Annotated in this window: 18 protein-coding genes; 9 read left to right on the forward strand and 9 right to left on the reverse strand. The window is 60.9% G+C overall.

Features of this window, described 5'->3' with window-relative positions:
* Positions 1 to 72 precede the first annotated feature (72 nt).
* The 6 genes from gyrB to dnaA all read right to left on the reverse strand — a co-directional run bounded on the left by gyrB (position 73) and on the right by dnaA (position 7,761).
* The gene (gene gyrB, locus BJ997_RS17950; RefSeq protein WP_035835213.1) at positions 73 to 2,049 is read right to left on the reverse strand and encodes a DNA topoisomerase (ATP-hydrolyzing) subunit B; all 1,977 of its coding nucleotides are present in this window, start codon (positions 2,047 to 2,049) and stop codon (positions 73 to 75) included.
* Positions 2,050 to 2,170: 121 nt separating this feature from the next.
* The gene (locus BJ997_RS17955) at positions 2,171 to 2,692 is read right to left on the reverse strand and encodes a DciA family protein (protein WP_035835214.1); all 522 of its coding nucleotides are present in this window, start codon (positions 2,690 to 2,692) and stop codon (positions 2,171 to 2,173) included.
* On the reverse strand, positions 2,685 to 3,899 hold the full coding sequence (gene recF / locus BJ997_RS17960) for a DNA replication/repair protein RecF (RefSeq protein ID WP_035835215.1): 1,215 nt from the start codon (positions 3,897 to 3,899) through the stop codon (positions 2,685 to 2,687). The genes BJ997_RS17955 and recF overlap by 8 nt, the downstream gene beginning before the upstream one ends.
* A gap of 6 nt (positions 3,900 to 3,905) precedes the next feature.
* A complete protein-coding gene (gene gnd / locus BJ997_RS17965; RefSeq protein ID WP_268871346.1) occupies positions 3,906 to 4,868 on the reverse strand; it encodes a phosphogluconate dehydrogenase (NAD(+)-dependent, decarboxylating) in 963 nt (320 codons plus the stop codon).
* Positions 4,819 to 5,967, reverse strand: a complete 1,149-nt coding sequence (dnaN, locus tag BJ997_RS17970; protein WP_035835217.1) for a DNA polymerase III subunit beta — start codon at positions 5,965 to 5,967, stop codon at positions 4,819 to 4,821. The genes gnd and dnaN overlap by 50 nt, the downstream gene beginning before the upstream one ends.
* A 375-nt stretch (positions 5,968 to 6,342) precedes the next feature.
* Positions 6,343 to 7,761, reverse strand: coding sequence for a chromosomal replication initiator protein DnaA (gene dnaA / locus BJ997_RS17975; RefSeq protein WP_035835218.1), 1,419 nt, complete (start codon positions 7,759 to 7,761; stop codon positions 6,343 to 6,345).
* A gap of 338 nt (positions 7,762 to 8,099) precedes the next feature.
* Between dnaA and rpmH the strand changes: the two genes are divergently transcribed.
* The 9 genes from rpmH (at position 8,100) to BJ997_RS18020 (ending at position 14,406) form a co-directional block, all read left to right on the forward strand.
* Positions 8,100 to 8,237 (forward strand): 50S ribosomal protein L34, encoded by a 138-nt coding sequence (gene rpmH / locus BJ997_RS17980; protein ID WP_010204566.1) that lies wholly within the window; start codon positions 8,100 to 8,102, stop codon positions 8,235 to 8,237.
* A gap of 37 nt (positions 8,238 to 8,274) precedes the next feature.
* Positions 8,275 to 8,640 carry a ribonuclease P protein component gene (gene rnpA / locus BJ997_RS17985; protein WP_420827202.1) on the forward strand — a complete coding sequence of 122 codons (366 nt, stop codon included), beginning with the start codon at positions 8,275 to 8,277 and terminating at the stop codon, positions 8,638 to 8,640.
* Entirely contained in the window at positions 8,637 to 8,948 is a 312-nt protein-coding gene (gene yidD / locus BJ997_RS17990) for a membrane protein insertion efficiency factor YidD (RefSeq protein WP_035835220.1), read from the forward strand. Before rnpA ends, yidD begins: the two co-directional genes overlap by 4 nt.
* An 8-nt stretch (positions 8,949 to 8,956) precedes the next feature.
* A complete protein-coding gene (gene yidC / locus BJ997_RS17995) occupies positions 8,957 to 9,931 on the forward strand; it encodes a membrane protein insertase YidC (RefSeq protein WP_035835221.1) in 975 nt (324 codons plus the stop codon).
* Between the two features lie 92 nt (positions 9,932 to 10,023).
* A complete protein-coding gene (locus BJ997_RS18000; RefSeq protein WP_035835263.1) occupies positions 10,024 to 10,545 on the forward strand; it encodes a Jag family protein in 522 nt (173 codons plus the stop codon).
* An 8-nt stretch (positions 10,546 to 10,553) separates the two neighbouring features.
* The gene (gene rsmG, locus BJ997_RS18005; protein ID WP_035835222.1) at positions 10,554 to 11,183 is read left to right on the forward strand and encodes a 16S rRNA (guanine(527)-N(7))-methyltransferase RsmG; all 630 of its coding nucleotides are present in this window, start codon (positions 10,554 to 10,556) and stop codon (positions 11,181 to 11,183) included.
* Positions 11,184 to 11,275: 92 nt separating this feature from the next.
* Complete coding sequence (locus tag BJ997_RS18010) at positions 11,276 to 12,166, forward strand: ParA family protein (protein ID WP_035835223.1); 891 nt, start codon at positions 11,276 to 11,278, stop codon at positions 12,164 to 12,166.
* Positions 12,166 to 13,128 (forward strand): ParB/RepB/Spo0J family partition protein, encoded by a 963-nt coding sequence (locus BJ997_RS18015; RefSeq protein WP_035835224.1) that lies wholly within the window; start codon positions 12,166 to 12,168, stop codon positions 13,126 to 13,128. The genes BJ997_RS18010 and BJ997_RS18015 overlap by 1 nt, the downstream gene beginning before the upstream one ends.
* A gap of 963 nt (positions 13,129 to 14,091) precedes the next feature.
* Positions 14,092 to 14,406, forward strand: a complete 315-nt coding sequence (locus BJ997_RS18020) for a GIY-YIG nuclease family protein (protein ID WP_244962599.1) — start codon at positions 14,092 to 14,094, stop codon at positions 14,404 to 14,406.
* Between the two features lie 632 nt (positions 14,407 to 15,038).
* Here BJ997_RS18020 and BJ997_RS18025 read toward each other — a convergent pair.
* From BJ997_RS18025 to trxA, 3 genes are all read right to left on the reverse strand, one after another.
* A complete protein-coding gene (locus BJ997_RS18025) occupies positions 15,039 to 16,031 on the reverse strand; it encodes a D-alanine--D-alanine ligase family protein (protein WP_236628778.1) in 993 nt (330 codons plus the stop codon).
* Between the two features lie 41 nt (positions 16,032 to 16,072).
* Positions 16,073 to 17,392, reverse strand: coding sequence for an aminotransferase-like domain-containing protein (locus tag BJ997_RS18030; protein WP_035835227.1), 1,320 nt, complete (start codon positions 17,390 to 17,392; stop codon positions 16,073 to 16,075).
* Positions 17,393 to 17,514: 122 nt separating this feature from the next.
* Positions 17,515 to 17,838, reverse strand: coding sequence for a thioredoxin (gene trxA, locus BJ997_RS18035; RefSeq protein ID WP_035835229.1), 324 nt, complete (start codon positions 17,836 to 17,838; stop codon positions 17,515 to 17,517).
* Positions 17,839 to 17,847: the final 9 nt, after the last annotated feature.

The following is a 17,847-nucleotide window of genomic DNA, read 5'->3' on the forward strand; positions in this document are numbered from 1 at the left end:
TGCTGGGTTAGGTGCGCGGCCGCGGCCGCGGCATCCGCTGCCTCGACGGTGTTGTTGTCTTCCGGGGTGTCCTTAGATGTCAAGGAAACGCACGTCCTTTGCATTCTTCTGAATGAAGTTACGGCGGGACTCGACGTCCTCGCCCATCAGGGTGGAGAAAATTTCATCAGCGGATGCAGCGTCGTCAAGCGTGACCTGCAGCAGAGTGCGGGACTCGGGGGCCATCGTGGTTTCCCACAGCTCCTTGTAGTCCATCTCGCCGAGGCCCTTGTAGCGCTGGATTCCGTTGTCTTTCGGGATGCGCTTGCCGGCTGCGGCACCGTCGGAGAGCAGGGCGTCGCGTTCGGCATCGGAGTACACGTACTCATGTGGTGAGTTGCTCCACTTGAGTCGGTATAGCGGCGGCTGCGCGAGGTACACGTAACCGAGATCGATCAGCGGGCGCATGTAGCGAAAGAGCAGGGTGAGTAGCAGGGTCGTGATGTGCTGGCCGTCGACGTCGGCGTCGGCCATCAAAACGATCTTGTGGTACCGCACCTTGTCCGGGTTGAATTCTTCGCCGATTCCGGCGCCGAAGGCCGTGATCATGGCCTGCACCTCGTTGTTTCCGAGGGCACGGTCGAGGCGCGCCTTCTCCACATTGAGGATCTTGCCGCGCAGCGGCAGGATCGCCTGCGTCTCGGGGTTACGTCCCTGAACAGCGGAACCGCCGGCCGAGTCACCCTCCACGATGAAAATCTCGGAGAGCGACGGGTCTTTGCTCTGGCAGTCCTTGAGCTTGCCTGGCATACCGCCGCCCTCGAGCAGGCCCTTGCGACGGGCCGTTTCGCGCGCCTTGCGGGCCGCCATGCGGGCATTGGACGCCTGCAGGGCCTTGCGGATGATCTCACGCGCCGGGTTCGGGTTCATGTTGAACCAGTGGGCGAGTTGCTCGCCGGCCACGCGCTGAACGAACGTCTTCGCCTCGGTGTTGCCGAGCTTGGTTTTCGTCTGACCCTCGAACTGTGGCTCCGCGAGCTTGATCGACACGACGGCTGTGAGGCCCTCGCGCACGTCGTCGCCCGTGAGGTTGTCATCCTTTTCTTTCAGGATGCCTTTTTCTCGCGCGTACTTGTTGACGAGCGTCGTGAGCGCGGCGCGGAAGCCTTCTTCGTGTGTGCCGCCCTCGTGGGTGTTGATGGTGTTCGCGTAGGTGTGCACGCTCTCGGTGTACGCGGTGGTCCACTGCATGGCCACCTCGAGCGCCATCTTGCGCTCGTGGTCTTCCCACTCGAATGAGATGATCTCGTCATTGACGAGATCGGCCTTCTTGGCACGGTTCAGATACTCGACGTAGTCGACGAGGCCCTTCTCGTACATGAACGAGTTCGTGACGAAAGTACCGTCCTCGTTCTTCTCTTCTTCACGCTCGTCGGTGAGCTTGATGTGCAAGCCCTTGTTGAGGAACGCCATCTGCTGAAACCGAGCGCGCAGGGTTTCATAGTCAAAGATCGTGGTCTCGAACGTCTCGGCGCTCGGCCAGAACGTGATCGTCGTGCCGGTTGCGTCTGATGCCTCACCCTTGGCCAGGGGAGCGTCCGGCACACCGTCGGCGAACGATTGGCGCCAAACATGTCCCTGCCGACGCACCTCAACCTCGAGGCGCGAAGACAGCGCATTCACCACGGAGCTGCCCACGCCGTGGAGCCCACCGGACACTGAGTAACCACCGCCGCCGAACTTTCCGCCGGCGTGCAGCACGGTGAGAACGACCTCAACCGTCGAGCGACCCTCGGTGCGGTGGATGTCGACGGGGATACCGCGACCGTTGTCTTCAACGCGCACCGCGCCATCCGCCAAAATGCGAATATCGATCAGGTCGCAGTGCCCGGCGAGAGCCTCATCGACGGAGTTGTCGACAATTTCGTACACGAGGTGGTGCAAGCCACGGGGACCAGTGGAACCGATGTACATTCCAGGTCGCTTGCGAACGGCTTCAAGTCCTTCGAGAACCTGGATATCGTCTGCGCCGTATTCGTGCTCTGGCACGGTCGTCGGTTCAACTGTCATCTGAAATTTGGCTCCTGACCATCGCACGGGCGACCATTCAGTTTACCAAACGGGGGGCGCGTGACAGGCCATAATCGCCGTTTGACGCGTTTATTTCAGTCGGTTGACCTAATTTGCATGGCTAGCCGTAGGTATCGCGCGGACCACGCCCTGGAATTGATCTGGGACCCTTTTTCCAGGATGGGGCGTTGGGGCCCTGGAAACGGATCGACTGGATGCCGGCGTCTGGGTACTTGATGGCGATGTGGCTCATGATTTCGTTGCGCATGAGCCGCAGTTGCGTGGCCCACGCCGTGGACTCGCAGTGCACGGTGAGCACACCCTCATCGATGCCGGCCGGGCTGGAGTGATTGGCGGTCTCGGCCCCGGCCAGTTCGGCCCAGGACGCGAGTAGCTCGGACTGGGCCAGGGGAGAGTTCCAGCCCAGCTGCATGGTGAGCGAGTTGATCGTGTCCCCAATGCCGCGCGGGTCACGACCGGCACCGAACGGCACACTCGAGCCCTGCTCGTCCCGCGGGCGACGCCGGCTGCGGTTGCGGCGCGCATTCGGGTCACCAAAGACGTCTTTGAAACGCAGGAAGACGTTCGCCGCCTCGCTGTAGCGGCGGCCGGCGGTCTCAGCCGGTTCTTCGGGCTCAGCCATCGACGATGGCACCTCCCCGAATATGAATGGTGTGGGCGGTGAGGGACTCAGGCACGTCCTCGAGCACGGCCGCGGTGATGAGCACCTGCTCGTAGTCGATGATGGCCTCGGCGAGCCGCCGACGGCGCGACTGGTCGAGCTCGGCGAAGACGTCGTCGAGGATCAGCACAGGGTCGCCGCTGGCGGAATCGCGGCGCAGCAGCTCAGCGGATGCGAGTTTCAGTGACAGCGCGAACGACCATGATTCGCCGTGGCTCGCGTATCCCTTGGCGGGCAGGCCGTTGAGCATGAACACCACGTCGTCGCGGTGAGGGCCGGCCAGGGTGATGCCACGTTCGAGTTCCTTACGCCGCAGCCCCAGGAGCGCCGCCCGAAAGGCATCCGCCGTCGAGCCCCCACCGCTTGTCGCTTGGGTCGAGCTTGTCGCTTGGGTCGAAGTCTCGACAGGCTCGACCAGCGGAGAGGGGCGGGTTCCCGAGACAGGCTCGCCCACCGAGAACTCATCGGCACCCAGGATACTGAGCAATGGCAGGAGTTCCGGCCCGTGATCCTCGTCCACAACCGCCCGATACGCCGCTCGCAACGGCTCGCCGAGCAAGCGCACCAGCTCCGCTCGTTCGTCAATGATCTCCGAGCCGAGCGCCACCAGACGTTCGTCCCAGATATCCAGCGTGCTGAGCTGATTCTCTTTCATGCCCGATCCGCGCGCCGACTTCAGCAGCGTGTTGCGTTGCTTCAACACACGCTCGTAGTCGGCGATCACCCCGGACAGCCTGGGGGAGCGCAGCACAAGCAGTTGGTCCAGGAATCGGCGGCGTCCTGAAGGATCCCCGCGCACGAGCGCGAGGTCTTCGGGGGCGAAAACCACACTGGAGAAATACCGCGGCAGGTCCCTGGTGCGGATCGCAGACCGGTTCACCTGCGCGCGGTTCAGCCCCGCCCGATTCAGCTGGACCTCGGTGAGAATGTCCCGGCCGTTGTACGCGAGTCGCGCACGAATGACCGCCGCGGATTGGCCGGCCCTGATCATGGCCTTGTCGTCGGACACCCGGTGGGAGCCCAGGGTACTCAAATACCCCAAGGCTTCCACGAGATTGGTCTTGCCCTGCCCGTTCCGCCCCACGATGAGGTTGGTCCCCGCGAGCAGGGGAACCTCGGCCGCCGCATAGTTGCGGAAGTCAGTGAGCGACAGGTGGGTGACGCGCACGTCGAATCAGTCGGCCTTCTTGACGGCGTGGCCACCGAACTGGTTGCGGAGGGCGGCGACAGCCTTCATGGCGGGGGAGTCCTCCTCGCGTGACACGAATCGGGCGAAGATGGCAGCACTCATGGCCGGAACCGGAACCGCGTTCGCGAGTGCCTCCTCGATGGTCCAGCGACCCTCGCCGGAGTCTTCGACAAAACCCTCGATGCTGGCCAGCTCAGGGTCTTCCTCGAGGGCCTTCACGAGCAGCTCAAGCAGCCAGGATCGAACGACGGTGCCACGCTGCCAGCTCTTGAACGTGCCGGTGACGTCCTTGATCAGGTCGTCCCGCTTGGCGAGCATCTCGTAGCCCTCGGCATAGGCCTGCATGAGAGCGTATTCGATGCCGTTGTGCACCATTTTGGCGTAGTGCCCGGCGCCGATTTCCCCGGCATGCACGAAACTCTCGTCTCGGGGACCCTCGGGGCGCAGCGCGTCGAATACCGGCATGGCGCGCTCGATCTGATCGACATTTCCGCCGGCCATCAGGCCATAGCCGTTCTGGACTCCCCACACTCCGCCGGAGACCCCCACATCGATGTAGTTGATGCCCTTGTCCTGGAGCAAGGCAGCGTGCTTGAAGTCCTCGGTGAAGCGGGAGTTTCCGCCGTCGATCACCAGGTCGCCAGTTTCAAGCCGCTCCGACAGATCCTGAATAACAGCATCTGTGATGGAACCGGAGGGCACCATCACCCACACCAACCGGGGTGCCGGGAGAGCCTCAACCAGCTCCGCCGTTGAGGTGACATCAGTCACCTCGGGGTTGCGGTCATAACCGGTAACTGTAATTCCCTGGTTACGCAGGCGATCGCGCATGTTCGCGCCCATTTTTCCCAGGCCGATGATTCCGATGTGCATGGTTTTCTTTTCTTGAGTGTGACTACTAACGCAGCAGCAAATTGGGCTGCAACAGGTACTTGTAGCTGTCGGCACCGGACTGTTCGCGCGAGGTTTGGCTCGTGATGAGCACCGGCCCGGGCTTGTTCGGGTTTTCTGTCTTAGTGAACGAGATCCGAACGAATTCGGAATGCACCGCTCCCAAACCATCGAGGAGGAACTGGGGCTTGAGCGACACTACGGTGTCGCCTCCGGAGAGGATCGCGTCGATGGATTCCGAGGCTTGGGCCTGTTCGGAACCGACTGCTTCAAGCGTAAGCCCGTCAGCTGTGAACGTGAAGCGCAGTGCTGCCTCGCGTTCCAACACAAGCTGCACACGACGAGTGGCTTCGACCAGATCGGCAGTGTTCATCACGGCATAGTTGTCTACTGCGGTGGGGAACAACCGGCGAACCGGAGGAAAATTGCCCTTGATCAGCAAAGACGTGACGGTTTTCTTGTTGGCCGTGAAGGCGATCAGTTCACGGTCGTCGCTGTTGGTGATGGAGACCGAGATCGTGCCGCTGTGACCAAAGGTCTTTCCAACCTCCTGCAGGGTGCGAGCCGGCACGAGCGCCGTGATCGTTCCCTGGTTGGTGTTGCTGCCCGGATCCCAGTCGATGTCCCGCACGGCAACCCGGTAGCGGTCGGTCGCCACGAGGCTGAGGCTGTTCTCGGTGACCTCGAGCTGCACCCCGGTGATCACGGGCGTGACATCGTCGCGCGATGCGGCCACGGCAACCTGGGCCACAGCTGCCGCAAATTCCTCGGCCGGAACGAGCCCAGATTCGGCGCTGACCTGGGGAATGCTGGGATATTCCTCCACCGGCATAGACAGCAACGTGAAGTTCGCGGACCCGCAGCTGACCTTGATTCGAGAATTCTCCGTGCTGAAACGCACTGGAGCATTCGGCATACGGCTGGCGATCTCGGCAAGCAGGCGCCCGGAAACCAAGACCTTGCCGGTCTCCTCCACGTCGGCGGCAATCTCGGTTTGGGCCGAAACCTCGTAATCGAATGACGACAGGATCAGGCCTGTTGCGGTGGCCTCAATGAGAACTCCGCTGAGGATTGGCAGCGTCGTTCGCTGGGGCAGAAGTTTGACAGCGAAGGAAACAGCTTCACTGAAAACATCACGATTGGCCTGAAATCTCACGAAATGGCTCCTGTTCGATAAAAGGCCGAGGAATGGCGAGGGGTGGGCCTCAACCCTAGCTCGGTTCTGGGAGGGAGCGTGGAACACGCCCCGAGTCGTCAAGGTTGTCGGATCGAGAGAAATTTAAGTTAAACGTTAATGTTCTTAACCGCTGTGGAAACTGTGGATAACTTCGAAATTCTCTGTTAAACATTGGGAACTACACGAATGTAACTTGTTGACGGGTTGTGGAGAAGTTAACACTTCGTTGGAATGACCCGAGTTATTTTAAGTTGAGTTTCCACAGGCACCCTCCCGGTTTCAACAGGCTTTCACACGTTTAACTCTTAATTTCCACAGGGTTATACACAGGTGTGAAACTGCGAAATTTCGTCATTATTTGTAGCGGTGATCCTGTTTGATGCGATTGGTGAGCTCCGTGACCTGGTTGTAAATCGATCGACGCTCCTTCATTAGCTCACTGATTTTCTTGTTCGCATACATCACAGTCGTGTGATCACGGTTGCCGAACAGCTGACCGATCTTGGGCAGGGAGAGGTTGGTGAGCTCGCGACAGAGATACATCGCGATCTGACGCGCCGTCGCGATGGCCTGGCTCCGCGACGACCCATAGAGGTCGTCCACAGAGAGCTTGAAGTAGTTGGCGGTGTTGGTGATGATGTCCACGGGAGCAATCACGTTGTCATCGTCCAGCGTGATGAGGTCCTTCAACACAGTTTGAACGAGGTCCATATCGACCGGCGTGCGGTTGAGGCTGGCGAATGCCGTGACTCGAATGAGCGTTCCCTCAAGTTCACGGATGTTCGACGACACCTTGGACGCCATGAACTCGAGGATGTCGTGGGGCACCTGGAGCTTTTCGCTTTGTGCCTTCTTGCGCAGGATAGCGATGCGTGTCTCGAGGTCGGGTGCCTGCACATCCGTGATGAGGCCCCACTCGAAACGGGAACGCATGCGGTCTTCGAACCCGGTGAGGTGCTTGGGGGGAAGGTCGCTGGTGATAACGACCTGCTTGTTGTGATCATGCAGGGTGTTGAAGGTGTGGAAGAACGCCTCCTGAGTTTCCGCCTTGCCCTGCAGAAACTGGATGTCATCGATCATCAGGATGTCGATGTTGCGATAGCGCGCTTGGAAGGCGGACCCTCGGTTATTGGCGATCGAGTTGATGAAATCGTTGGTGAATTCCTCGCTACTGACGTAACGAACCCGGATTCCGGGGTAGAGGCTCATGGCGTAGTGGCCGATGGCGTGCAGGAGGTGTGTCTTGCCCAGGCCCGACGAACCGTAGACAAAGAGCGGGTTGTAGGCCTTGGCCGGCGCTTCGGCCACTGCCACGGCTGCGGCGTGCGCGAACCGGTTGGATTGGCCGATCACGAAGTTATCGAAACTGTATTTGGGATTCAGTCGTGTTTCGTGCGGGGGAGTGGGCGCTGTTCCTTCAAACACAGACTGCGCCGCTGCTGGGGCCGCCGCGTCGGCCGGCGTCGATGCCTGGTGCAGGGGACGCAGCGATTCCTGCTCGAGCTCAGGATTCACCACCACGTAAAACGTTGAGACCGCCGTGGCCTCATCGAGCTGGCCCATCGCCGTCAGCAGGGGAACCCGCATCCGCTGGTTGAGCATGCTGGCCGTGAACTCATTGGGGACCTCGAGGTAGAACGTGCCCGCCGCAATCCCCTTGGGCTCGACGAGGCTGAGGAAGCCGTAGAGCATGGGGGTAATGCTGGCGTCGGACTCGAGGGTGGTTAGTACCGACTGCCACGTCTGGGCAATGGGCTGTTCGCCGTCCGCCATGGTTCCTTCAATCTCTCAATGTCGACTTTTCACAAAGTTATCCACCACCTGTGTGCAAAAGCGATCGAATTTTCAGAAATAGTGCACAAACCTGTGGATAACTTCTGTCAACGCTAGCCAATCCCGTTCGGTGAGGCGAATTCTCGTAGCCATGCCTGTGCACTACCGGGCAAAACCTGTGGACATTATTGTGGATAACCTCGAGTTTGGGGCATTGAGTTTGACCAAAGGTGGTCGAGGCCGTAGTTTTAATCAGTTGACCCCATCCCGTGGGCTACAGACTTTTTTCGCAGCCGCTGTTTCGGCCAGCGGAGATCCAATCACGTGGAGATTGAATAATGAGCAAGAGAACGTTCCAGCCGAACAACCGCCGTCGCGCCAAGGTGCACGGATTCCGTCTGCGCATGCGCACCCGCGCCGGCCGCGCGATCCTCGGTGCCCGCCGTCGCAAGGGTCGCACCGAACTCTCCGCGTAGGCAGCGCCATGCTTGTGAGGTTCTCGTGCTTGCACATGTGAATCGCATTACGAGCGGGAGCGATTATCAAGGTGTCGTTCGGCGTGGAGTGCGTCGAGTAGGAGCACATACGGTCATTTACGTGCGGAAAAACTCTGCTGTGCCAACAGGCGCTGAGGGAATTCCCGCACGTTTTGGTTTCATCGTGGCCAAAAACGTTGGCAACGCGGTGAGGCGTAATAGCCTTCGTCGGCGCCTGAAAGCGGGGAGCTACGAGCTGCTCGCCACGGTGGAACCGGGGACGGATATTGTGGTTCGCGCCCTTCCGACTGCGAAAGATGCCGCCTGGGCGACGTTGAGAACTGAACTGGCTCACGCATTCGAGCAGTCCTTACAGGTACGCAAAGTATCGTCGAAGCGATGAACAAATTCGTGGTCACCGTGCTGCTGATACCCCGCAACATGGGTGTCATTCTTCTGCGCGTGTACCGCGCGGTCATCTCTCCCCTGTATGGGGACGTGTGTCGGTATTACCCATCCTGTTCGGCATATGCACTCGGTGCCGTTCAGGAACATGGCCTCACGATTGGTTCGGCCCTGGCCGCGCGTCGGCTCGCTCGATGCCACCCGTGGGCTGAGGGTGGAATAGATGATGTTCCCCTCAAACAGAAACGTCGCTATTCCGTGACGTCATTTGGTTTTGTTTTCTCACCAAGCCACGGAAAGGGCTGATCCGGAGTATGGGTTTCATAGATACGATCCTCTGGCCACTGAAATGGGCCGTCGAGCTACTGCTCGTTGCGTTCCACTCCCTGTTCTCGGCCGTTGGCATGGGCTTCAACGACGGGATAACCTGGGTCCTCTCCATTGTCGGTCTCGTGCTGGTGGTTCGCGCTGCGCTGATCCCCATCTTCGTGAAGCAGATCAAGAGCCAGCGCAAAATGCTCGAGGTCGCGCCGCAGCTAAAGAAGATTCAAGATAAGTACAAGGGCAAGAAGGACCAGTTCTCGCGTGAGGCAATGTCCCGCGAGACGATGGCGCTCTACAAGCGCACGGGCACCAATCCGCTGAGTTCCTGCCTGCCGTTGCTTCTGCAGATGCCCATCTTCTTCGCGCTGTTCTCGGTGCTCAACAACGCACAGCGTTCGGAAGCCGGCGTCGGGCCTCTCAACAGCGAATTGGCCCGCAGCTTCGGTAACGCCACTCTCTTCGGAGACGCCCCGCTGCACAGCTCGTTCGCCTCCCAGTGGACGCCGATGATGGCGGGGGACCCTTTCAACGGTTCGGTCATGATTATCGCCGCGGTCATGGTGGTTTTGATGACGGCCTCCCAGTTCATCACCCAGCTGCAGATCGTCTCCAAAAACATGTCGCCCGAAACCAAGGCGAGCCCGATGTTCAAGCAGCAGCGCATCATGCTCTACCTGCTCCCTCTCGTCTTCGCCTTCTCCGGTGTGGCCTTCCCACTCGGCGTCATGTTCTACTGGCTCACGTCGAACTTCTGGACCATGATTCAGCAGTTCCTCGTGATTCGGAACATGCCGACACCTGGCAGTGAAGCCGCAAAGGCACGCGAGGAACGTCTGGCGCGCAAGGGTAAATTGCTGGCAACGGATGGTGACATTATTGTGGTCGAAGAGCCCAAGAAGCCGGCCCAGCGACAGCAGCCGGTGAGCAAGAACCGTGCCAAGAAGCAATCCGGACCCAAGCAGTAAAGAGACGAGACGTCGTGACTGACAAGCTTGATGTGATCACAGGTGATGCACTGGCCGATGAGTCTGCCGATGGTGCAGATGTGGCACCCTCGATGGCTGCTGTGACGGCTGCCGACGAGAGTGCGGTTGTCGATGGCGACGCGGACCTTCCCACTCAGAGCCAGCTCGAGCAGGAAGGCGACATTGCCGCCGACTACATTGAGGAGTTCCTTGATATCTGCGATCTCGATGGAGATATTGACATCGATGCACGCAACGGACGCGCGTACATCTCCGTGAACACGTCGGACGAAGACAATCTGCGCGTGCTCTCCAAGCCTGAAACCGTGAACGCACTGCAGGAGCTCACCCGGTTGGCAGTCCAAAACAAGACCGGCTCGTTCTCCCGCCTCATCCTCGATATCGGGGGGTCCCGCGACGCTCGCGAGGCGGAGCTCGCGGCCCTGGTGGCTCGAGCTGTCGAGCGCATTGAGGCCGGTGCAACGGATGCCGCTTTGCCTGCCATGTCGTCGTATGAGCGCAAGCTCGTGCACGACCTCGTCGCTGCCCGTGGTTACCAGTCGGCGTCACACGGAGAGGGTCGTGACCGTCACACGGTCATCACAGCGGTCTAGCCCTACTCGTGACAGACGCACTCGAAGTCGAACCGGTCGCTGCAGCGTCCCTGTTCGGGAATCAACTCTCTGTGGCCCGTACTTTTACCACTAATTTAGCTGATCAGGGTGAAGAATTAGGGCTTATTGGCCCTCTCGAACTCCCTCGTTTGTGGAGCCGTCATATTTTGAACTGTGCGTTGATGGCGCCGCTGCTGCGCGTCGGGCTCGTGGGGGATGTGGGGTCCGGCGCCGGTCTGCCGGGACTCGTCCTGGCCATTGCGCGGCCGGACGTCACGTTCGTCCTGATCGAGCCAATGGAACGCCGTGTGGCCTGGCTGAACGACCAGACCGCGGTCCTGGGGTTGCAGAACGTCACCGTCGTTCGCGCCCGAGCCGAGGACGTGCGACTTGAGCATCCGCTTGATCAGGTCACGGCCCGCGCAGTGAGCGCTTTTCGCACACTTATTCCGCTGACGGCACCGTTGCTGCGTGCCGGCGGCGAGCTGCTCTTGATGAAAGGGGAGCGGGCATCGACGGAGGTTGATGGGGCCGCCAAGGCTATCCAGAAATATCGCGTGCGCGACATTGAAATACTGACTCTCGGTGAGGGCGTGCTTCCGGACGTCACGCGAGTAATCAGGGCTACAGTGAAGTAGTCCCCGGTGGTCTTTCTCACGCTTCATAATCGTAAAGGTTTCACGTGAAACATCCTGGTGAAGAGCAGCAACTCGGCAGCACAGCATCGGACATGGATGGTGCACCTCCATTGGCGCGCGAAATTGCCGAGCTAACACGTCGCCGACAGGTGATTGCGTCCGATCGCCTACCTAAGCCTGAGAAGACTCGCATTCTCACCATCTCCAATCAAAAGGGAGGGGTGGGCAAGACCACGACGGCAGTGAACCTGGCGGCCGCCCTGGCTCGACAGGGCGCGAGAGTACTTGTCATCGACCTTGACCCGCAGGGGAATGCCTCGACTGCGCTCGGTGTAGAGCACCACGCGGAGATGCCCAGCGTGTACGACGTGATCGTGAGTGACGTTCCCATGGAAGACGTCGTGCAGAAGAGCCCCGAATTCGGGGCACTCTATTGCGTTCCGGCCACGATTCACCTGGCCGGTGCGGAGATCGAGCTGGTGTCGCTGGTGGCGCGGGAGCAGCGCCTTCATCGCGCACTGGATCTCTACCTCAAGGGTCTTGACGACCCCTTCGACTATGTCTTCATTGATTGCCCACCGTCTCTCGGACTGTTGACGATTAATGCGTTCGTGGCGGCCCGAGAGGTCCTGATTCCCATCCAGTGCGAGTATTACGCCCTGGAGGGTCTGAGCCAGCTGCTCAAGAATATTCAGCTGATCGAGAAGCACTTGAATCCTGAGTTGACCGTGTCGACAATCTTGCTCACCATGTATGACGGTCGTACCAATTTGGCCAATCAGGTGGCGCAGGACGTGCGTGATCATTTCCCCAAACAGGTACTGGAAACGTTGATCCCACGTTCTGTTCGAGTCTCAGAAGCTCCGAGCTACGGCCAGAGTGTGATTAGCTACGACCTCAACTCAGCAGGATCGCTCTCCTACCTCGAAGCAGCGGCCGAAATTGCCCGTCGTGGGGCACCTAAAACAGGAGAACAGCAGTAATGGCAGCAAAACGCACGGGTTTGGGTCGCGGAATCGGCGCCCTTATCCCGATACAGGACGACCCCTCTGCCGACCGTCCCGTGGATGTGTTCTTTCCGCGTTCCGTCCCGGATGCAGCTGAGGCGTCGTCGGTCGAACTTGTAGCGGTGCCCGGTGCTCAGCTTGCGCACCTGAACCTCTCAGATATCGTCCCGAACGCTCAGCAGCCGCGCAGTATTTTCGACGAGGGCGACCTCGCTGAACTCGTGCACAGCATCCGCGAGGTCGGCGTTCTGCAGCCCATTGTTGTGCGACCGCTGTCGGATTCCGCGGGTCAGTTTGAGCTGGTCATGGGTGAGCGCCGCCTTCGGGCGAGTAAAATAGCAGGTCTGGACACCATTCCTGCTGTGGTTCGTGAAACAGCGGATGTCGACATGCTGCGGGACGCACTGCTGGAGAACCTCCACCGCGCTCAACTGAATCCGCTTGAAGAGGCGTCGGCATACCAGCAACTACTGGCAGATTTCGGCATCACGCAGGAGGAACTAGCGAGCCGTATCGGACGGTCGAGGCCGCAGATCACGAACACAATTCGTCTCCTGAAGTTGCCCGAATCGGTCCAACTTCGGGTGGCCGCCGGTGTGCTGAGTGCGGGGCACGCGCGCGCCATTCTGTCGGTGGGGGAGCACGACGGCATGCTTCGCCTGGCCGACAAGATCGTGAACGAAGATCTGTCCGTGCGAGCGGCCGAAGCGGCCGCGGCGGCCGGGCCAAAGGTTGAAAAGGCCAAACCCCTGCCAGGCAGGCGCCAAGGACACCTCGATGAGATCGCTGAGCACCTGGGCGACCGCCTCGACACGCGCGTTAGGATCAATCTGGGAGCACGGAAAGGCCAGATTACGGTTGATTTTGCCACCATCGGCGATCTGAATCGAATTCTTGGATCGCTCGGCGAGCCAGGGTACGGTCCCAACCAGGGCTAATCGCCCCGTTTCACGTGAAACACTCCCGCTAGCGTCTCCCACCCTCCGCCCTTCGAGCGTGTGAGACCCCGTCGCGGGCGTCCCGACCCTTCACCGGCCGCGCGTGTCGAGACCCCGCCGCCGGGCGTTTCCACCCTCCGCCGATCGAGCGTGTCGAGACCCGGTCGCGGGGCGTCCCCACCGTCCGCAGGCCGCGCTTGTGGAGACCCCGTCGCGGGCGTCGCCACCTCCCGCTGGTCGAGCGTGTCGAGACCCCCGTTTCGGTCCGTGTTCTGTCACGATGTGTCGTTGCAGAGCGACGGTCGAGCGTATCGGGACGCCCGTGCCGCCTTTGTTGGTGATCTGGGCGACTTCGATCATCCACGCTGGTCGAGCGTGTCGAGACCCCGTCGCCGAGCGTTCCCGTCCTCCGCTGGGCGACGGTGCGGAGACTCGTGTTTCGGTCGGGCCTGGCCTGAACGGGAGTCCCCACCTTCCGCTGGTCGAGCTTGTCGAGACCCTTGTTTCCCGGTCCTTCGGGCGCCTCTAGAGTGCCATGCGACGCAGCGCACGTGGCTTGACCTCGCCTGTGGAGAACTCGTCTGGATTGGCAGGACGCCAGGCCATCTCCCGGCGCCTGCCGCTTAACGGAATGTGCGCCGGCAATCGTTCGTACGCAGGCGTGAACGCAGCCAGTCGAGGTGAACTGCCCTGAGTCAATTCGTCTTGCAGCATCTGCTGAACGAGCGCACTTCCCTGTGTTTGACTGCCATGGACGGGCAGTGCATGCGCATAACTCCGGTTTGGGGACGGCTACCTACTGAGCGCGTCCACTAGTTGTTGCCCGCGGCGAAAGTGCTTCTTGAACGAGTTGCACTCTGGTTGTTTCACGTGAAACGTTACTCGTGAGCGAGCGACACGCGGAGGTTGTCCCTGTGGACAGAACCTGTGGACAACGCCGGTCCAGCCGCATTAAGTGCCATCATGGCCGCCATGCCATACATGTATATCGTCGAGTGTTCCGATGGGTCCTTTTACGTGGGGAGCACGTGGGTTCTCGAGCGCAGGGTGTGGGAGCACAACAACGGCGGGGGAGTGGAGTACACGAGGCGGCGGCGTCCCGTGCGGCTTGTCTACCACGAGAAGTACGAGCGAATCTCTGAGGCGTACGGGCGTGAGAAACAGGTGCAGAATTGGAGTCGCGCGAAGCGACAGGCGCTCATTGATGGGCGCCCGCAAGATCTTCCCATGTTGAGTAGATGGCCCTCAGACCCCGAAGATGAACCGAGCGTCGAGTGAGGCTTCCAAGGACTGATGATCTCGACAAGCTCGATCGACGGTGTGTGCGTTCGTCGAGTTTGTCGAGACCGCCGGTTGGGGTGATCGACGGGTTGATGGGTGGTGGGTGCGTTGGTCCAGCTTGTCGAGACCGGGTGTGGAGTGTGTGTGATGCGAATGGGGGATCTCGACAAGCTCGATCGGCGCTGGGCGCGCCGGGTGCGTTGGTCGAGTTTGTCGAGACCGCCGGTTGGGGTGATCGACGGGTTGATGGGTGGTGGGTGCGTTGGTCCAGCTTGTCGAGACCGGGTGTGGAGTGTGTGTGATGCGAATGGGGGATCTCGACAAGCTCGATCGGCGCTGGGCGCGGTGGGTGCGTTGGTTGAGCTTGTCGAGACCACTGGTGGGGTGATCGACAGGCTCGATCGGCACTGGGGGGAGGTGCGGTGGTGGAGCGTGGTGAGGGCGCGACGTTCCACAGGGCAGTGTTTCACGTGAAACACCGTGTGGGGACGGCCGAGGCACGAGGTGGACCTGCAGTGAACTGCCCAGGGCACGTTGGTCCCAAGCGCCTCACCAGGTTGAGACCCGACGGAGAACACGAAACCCCCGCCGAGAGTCTCGACGGGGGCCGGGGTGGTGCGGGGGAGTAGCTACACGGCATCCGCGATGGCTGCGCGAGCGAGTGCCGAGTACACGTCACCCAGCGTCTGCCCCGAGGCCTCGATCGCCTGAGGCACCAGTGACGTCTCTGTCAGCCCGGGCAGAACGTTTGCCTCCAGAAACCACGGTGTGCCCTCGCCGTCGACGATGAGGTCGATGCGGGAGATGTGACGCAAGCCCAATAACTTGTGGATAGCGACGGCGGTCGCGCTGACGCGAGCGGCAACATCCGCTTCGATGCGCGCGGGGGTGTAGAAGTCGGTCTCACCAGCGTTGTAGCGAGCCTCGAAACTGTAGACACCGCTCACCGGCACAATTTCGACCGCCGGAAGCGCCGCGGGACCATCACCGGTGTCTACAACGGCCACGGCAAGCTCTGTGCCGTCCACCTGGGACTCTACGAGGGCAACATCAGCGTAGGTGTACGCATCCACCATTGCGCGCGGCAGGGCGCCTGCGGTGGCAACTATCGTCACTCCCTGTGCCGATCCGCCCTGAGCCGGCTTCACAACCACGGGAGGGCTCAACGCACCCAGCAGGTGCTCGAGAACGCTTGATGCACCGAGATCCCGGAAGGTCTCTTTTGACAGCGCGATTGATGCGGGAGTGTCGTATCCCGCCCGGCGAACGAGCTCCTTGGCGACCGGCTTTGACCAAGCCAGGGCTGCCGCCTCGCCGCGTGCGCCGACGTAGGGGATCCCGGTGGTGCCGAGCAGGGACCGGAGCGCCCCATCTTCGCCGGTAGCGCCATGCAGGGCGGGCCAGATCACGTCGGGCCGCCGTGTGGCGAGCTCGGCCAACAGTCCAGCCCCGGGATCGAGCACGGTGACTCGATGTCCAGCGCCGGTCAGGGCATCCGTCACGCGTCGCCCCGACCGCATCGAAATATCTCGCTCGTGAGAAATGCCTCCGGCAAGCACGACAATGTCGAGGGTGGACTTCACGTCGGGTGAGGCGGCATCCATTGTTTCGGTTTCACTCATGATCAGGCCTTTTCCTATTTTCATTTCATCAGGAGTCATGCTCAGGAGATATTTGGCGCCCCGGCAGCGAAGCGCTCACTGTCGGGTGCTGGTGCGAGTGAACCGGTGCCAGCGAAGGTATCGAGCAGGTCAAGTTCACCGCGAATAACCGTTGCCAGGCGACGGATGCCAACCCGAATGTTCTCAGGGGTGGGATAGCAGAATGAGAGACGCATATTCTGTCGACCGGCACCGTCCGCGAAGAACGCCGTGCCAGGCGTATACGCCACGAGCTCCTTGACGGCCCGGGGGAGCATGCCCTTGGAGTCGAGCCGATCGGGGAGCGTCACCCACACGTAGAACCCACCGTTGGGGTTCGTCCAGGTGAGTTCGGGCAGATACTCCTGTAGGGCCGCGAGCATGGCGTTCTTGCGCTCGTGGTAGACGTCGCGGAAGGTGTTGATCTGCCCCTTCCAGTCGGCCGTCGACAAGTACTCGGAGATGACGAGCTGGCTGAATGAACTGGGGGAGAGTACGGCGGCCTCATTGGCAAGAACGAGTTTCTCACGAATCGCGTGCGGGGCGAGGGCCCAGCCGACGCGGAAGCCCGGGGCCAGGGTCTTGGAAAATGTACCGAGGTACACCACGCCCTCGCGTTCGATCGAGCGCATCGCATCGGGTGCCGGTCGGTCGAAGTACAACAGCCCGTAGGGATTATCCTCAAGCACGAGAATGTTGTTGGAGCGGCAGATCTCCAGGATCTCGAGTCGACGGGCCCACGAGAGGGTGACTCCAGCCGGATTATGAAAGCTTGGAATCGTGTAGAGGAACTTAATCGTTCTACCGCCGGCCTTCAGGCGGGCTATGTGTTCTCGTAGCGCCTCCGGGATCATGCCATCCTCGTCCATCGGCACGTGATCGACGTCGGCCTGGTACGAGCGGAAAATCACCATAGCGGTGACATAGCTCGGGCCCTCGGAGAGCACGACGTCGCCCGGGTTGAGAAACAACTTACTGACGAGCTCCAGGGCGTGTTGGGACCCTGTCGTGACGACGACGTCGTCGGCATTGGCACGAATCCCTTCGAGTGCCATCACGTCGAGAATCTGTTCTCGCAGCGCAGGAATTCCCTGACCAGAGCCGTATTGGAGAGCGGTAGCTCCCTGTTCCGACATGACCTTGGACATGGCATTGGTGACGAGATCGTGCGGAAGCGCTGCCACGAATGGCATTCCGCCGGCGAGCGAGACGACCTCGGGGCGACTGGCCACCGCGAAGAGCGCACGCACCTCGGAGGCCTTGAGCCCCGCGGCTCGTTCGGCGTAGTGGTGGTACCACGGGTCGAGGTTGTTACCGGCCTGGAGGGAGCCCTTGTTAGTCACGTCACGTCCGATCTGGTGAGGTCTTCATCGTATGGGGTGTGGGCAGTGCCGCCGGAACACCCCATAATCATGAAAAACCCGCCCGGCGTGAGCCGGGCGGGTTCTGTCAATCGAACCGGCGGCTACGCGAGGTAGGCGGCCAGGTCGGCTTCGAGGGCAGGCTTCGGCTTTGCGCCGATGACGGTCTTGACGACCTCGCCCTTCTGGAAGACCTTCATCGCGGGGATGGAGGTGATCTGGTACTTCGCGGCAAGAGCCGGGTGATCGTCGACGTTGAGCTTGACGATGTCGATCTTGTCGGAGTTCTCGGCCGCGATCTGGTCGAGGATCGGGCTGACGGCGCGGCAAGGGCCACACCACTCGGCCCAGAAGTCCACCAAGACGGTCTTCTCGTTGTTGATGACTTCCTGGTCGAAGTTTGCTTCTGTTACGGCGCGTGCAGTCATGTCTAGCTC

Origin of the sequence: Cryobacterium roopkundense (assembly GCF_014200405.1) — a bacterium.
Lineage (GTDB): Bacteria > Actinomycetota > Actinomycetes > Actinomycetales > Microbacteriaceae > Cryobacterium > Cryobacterium roopkundense.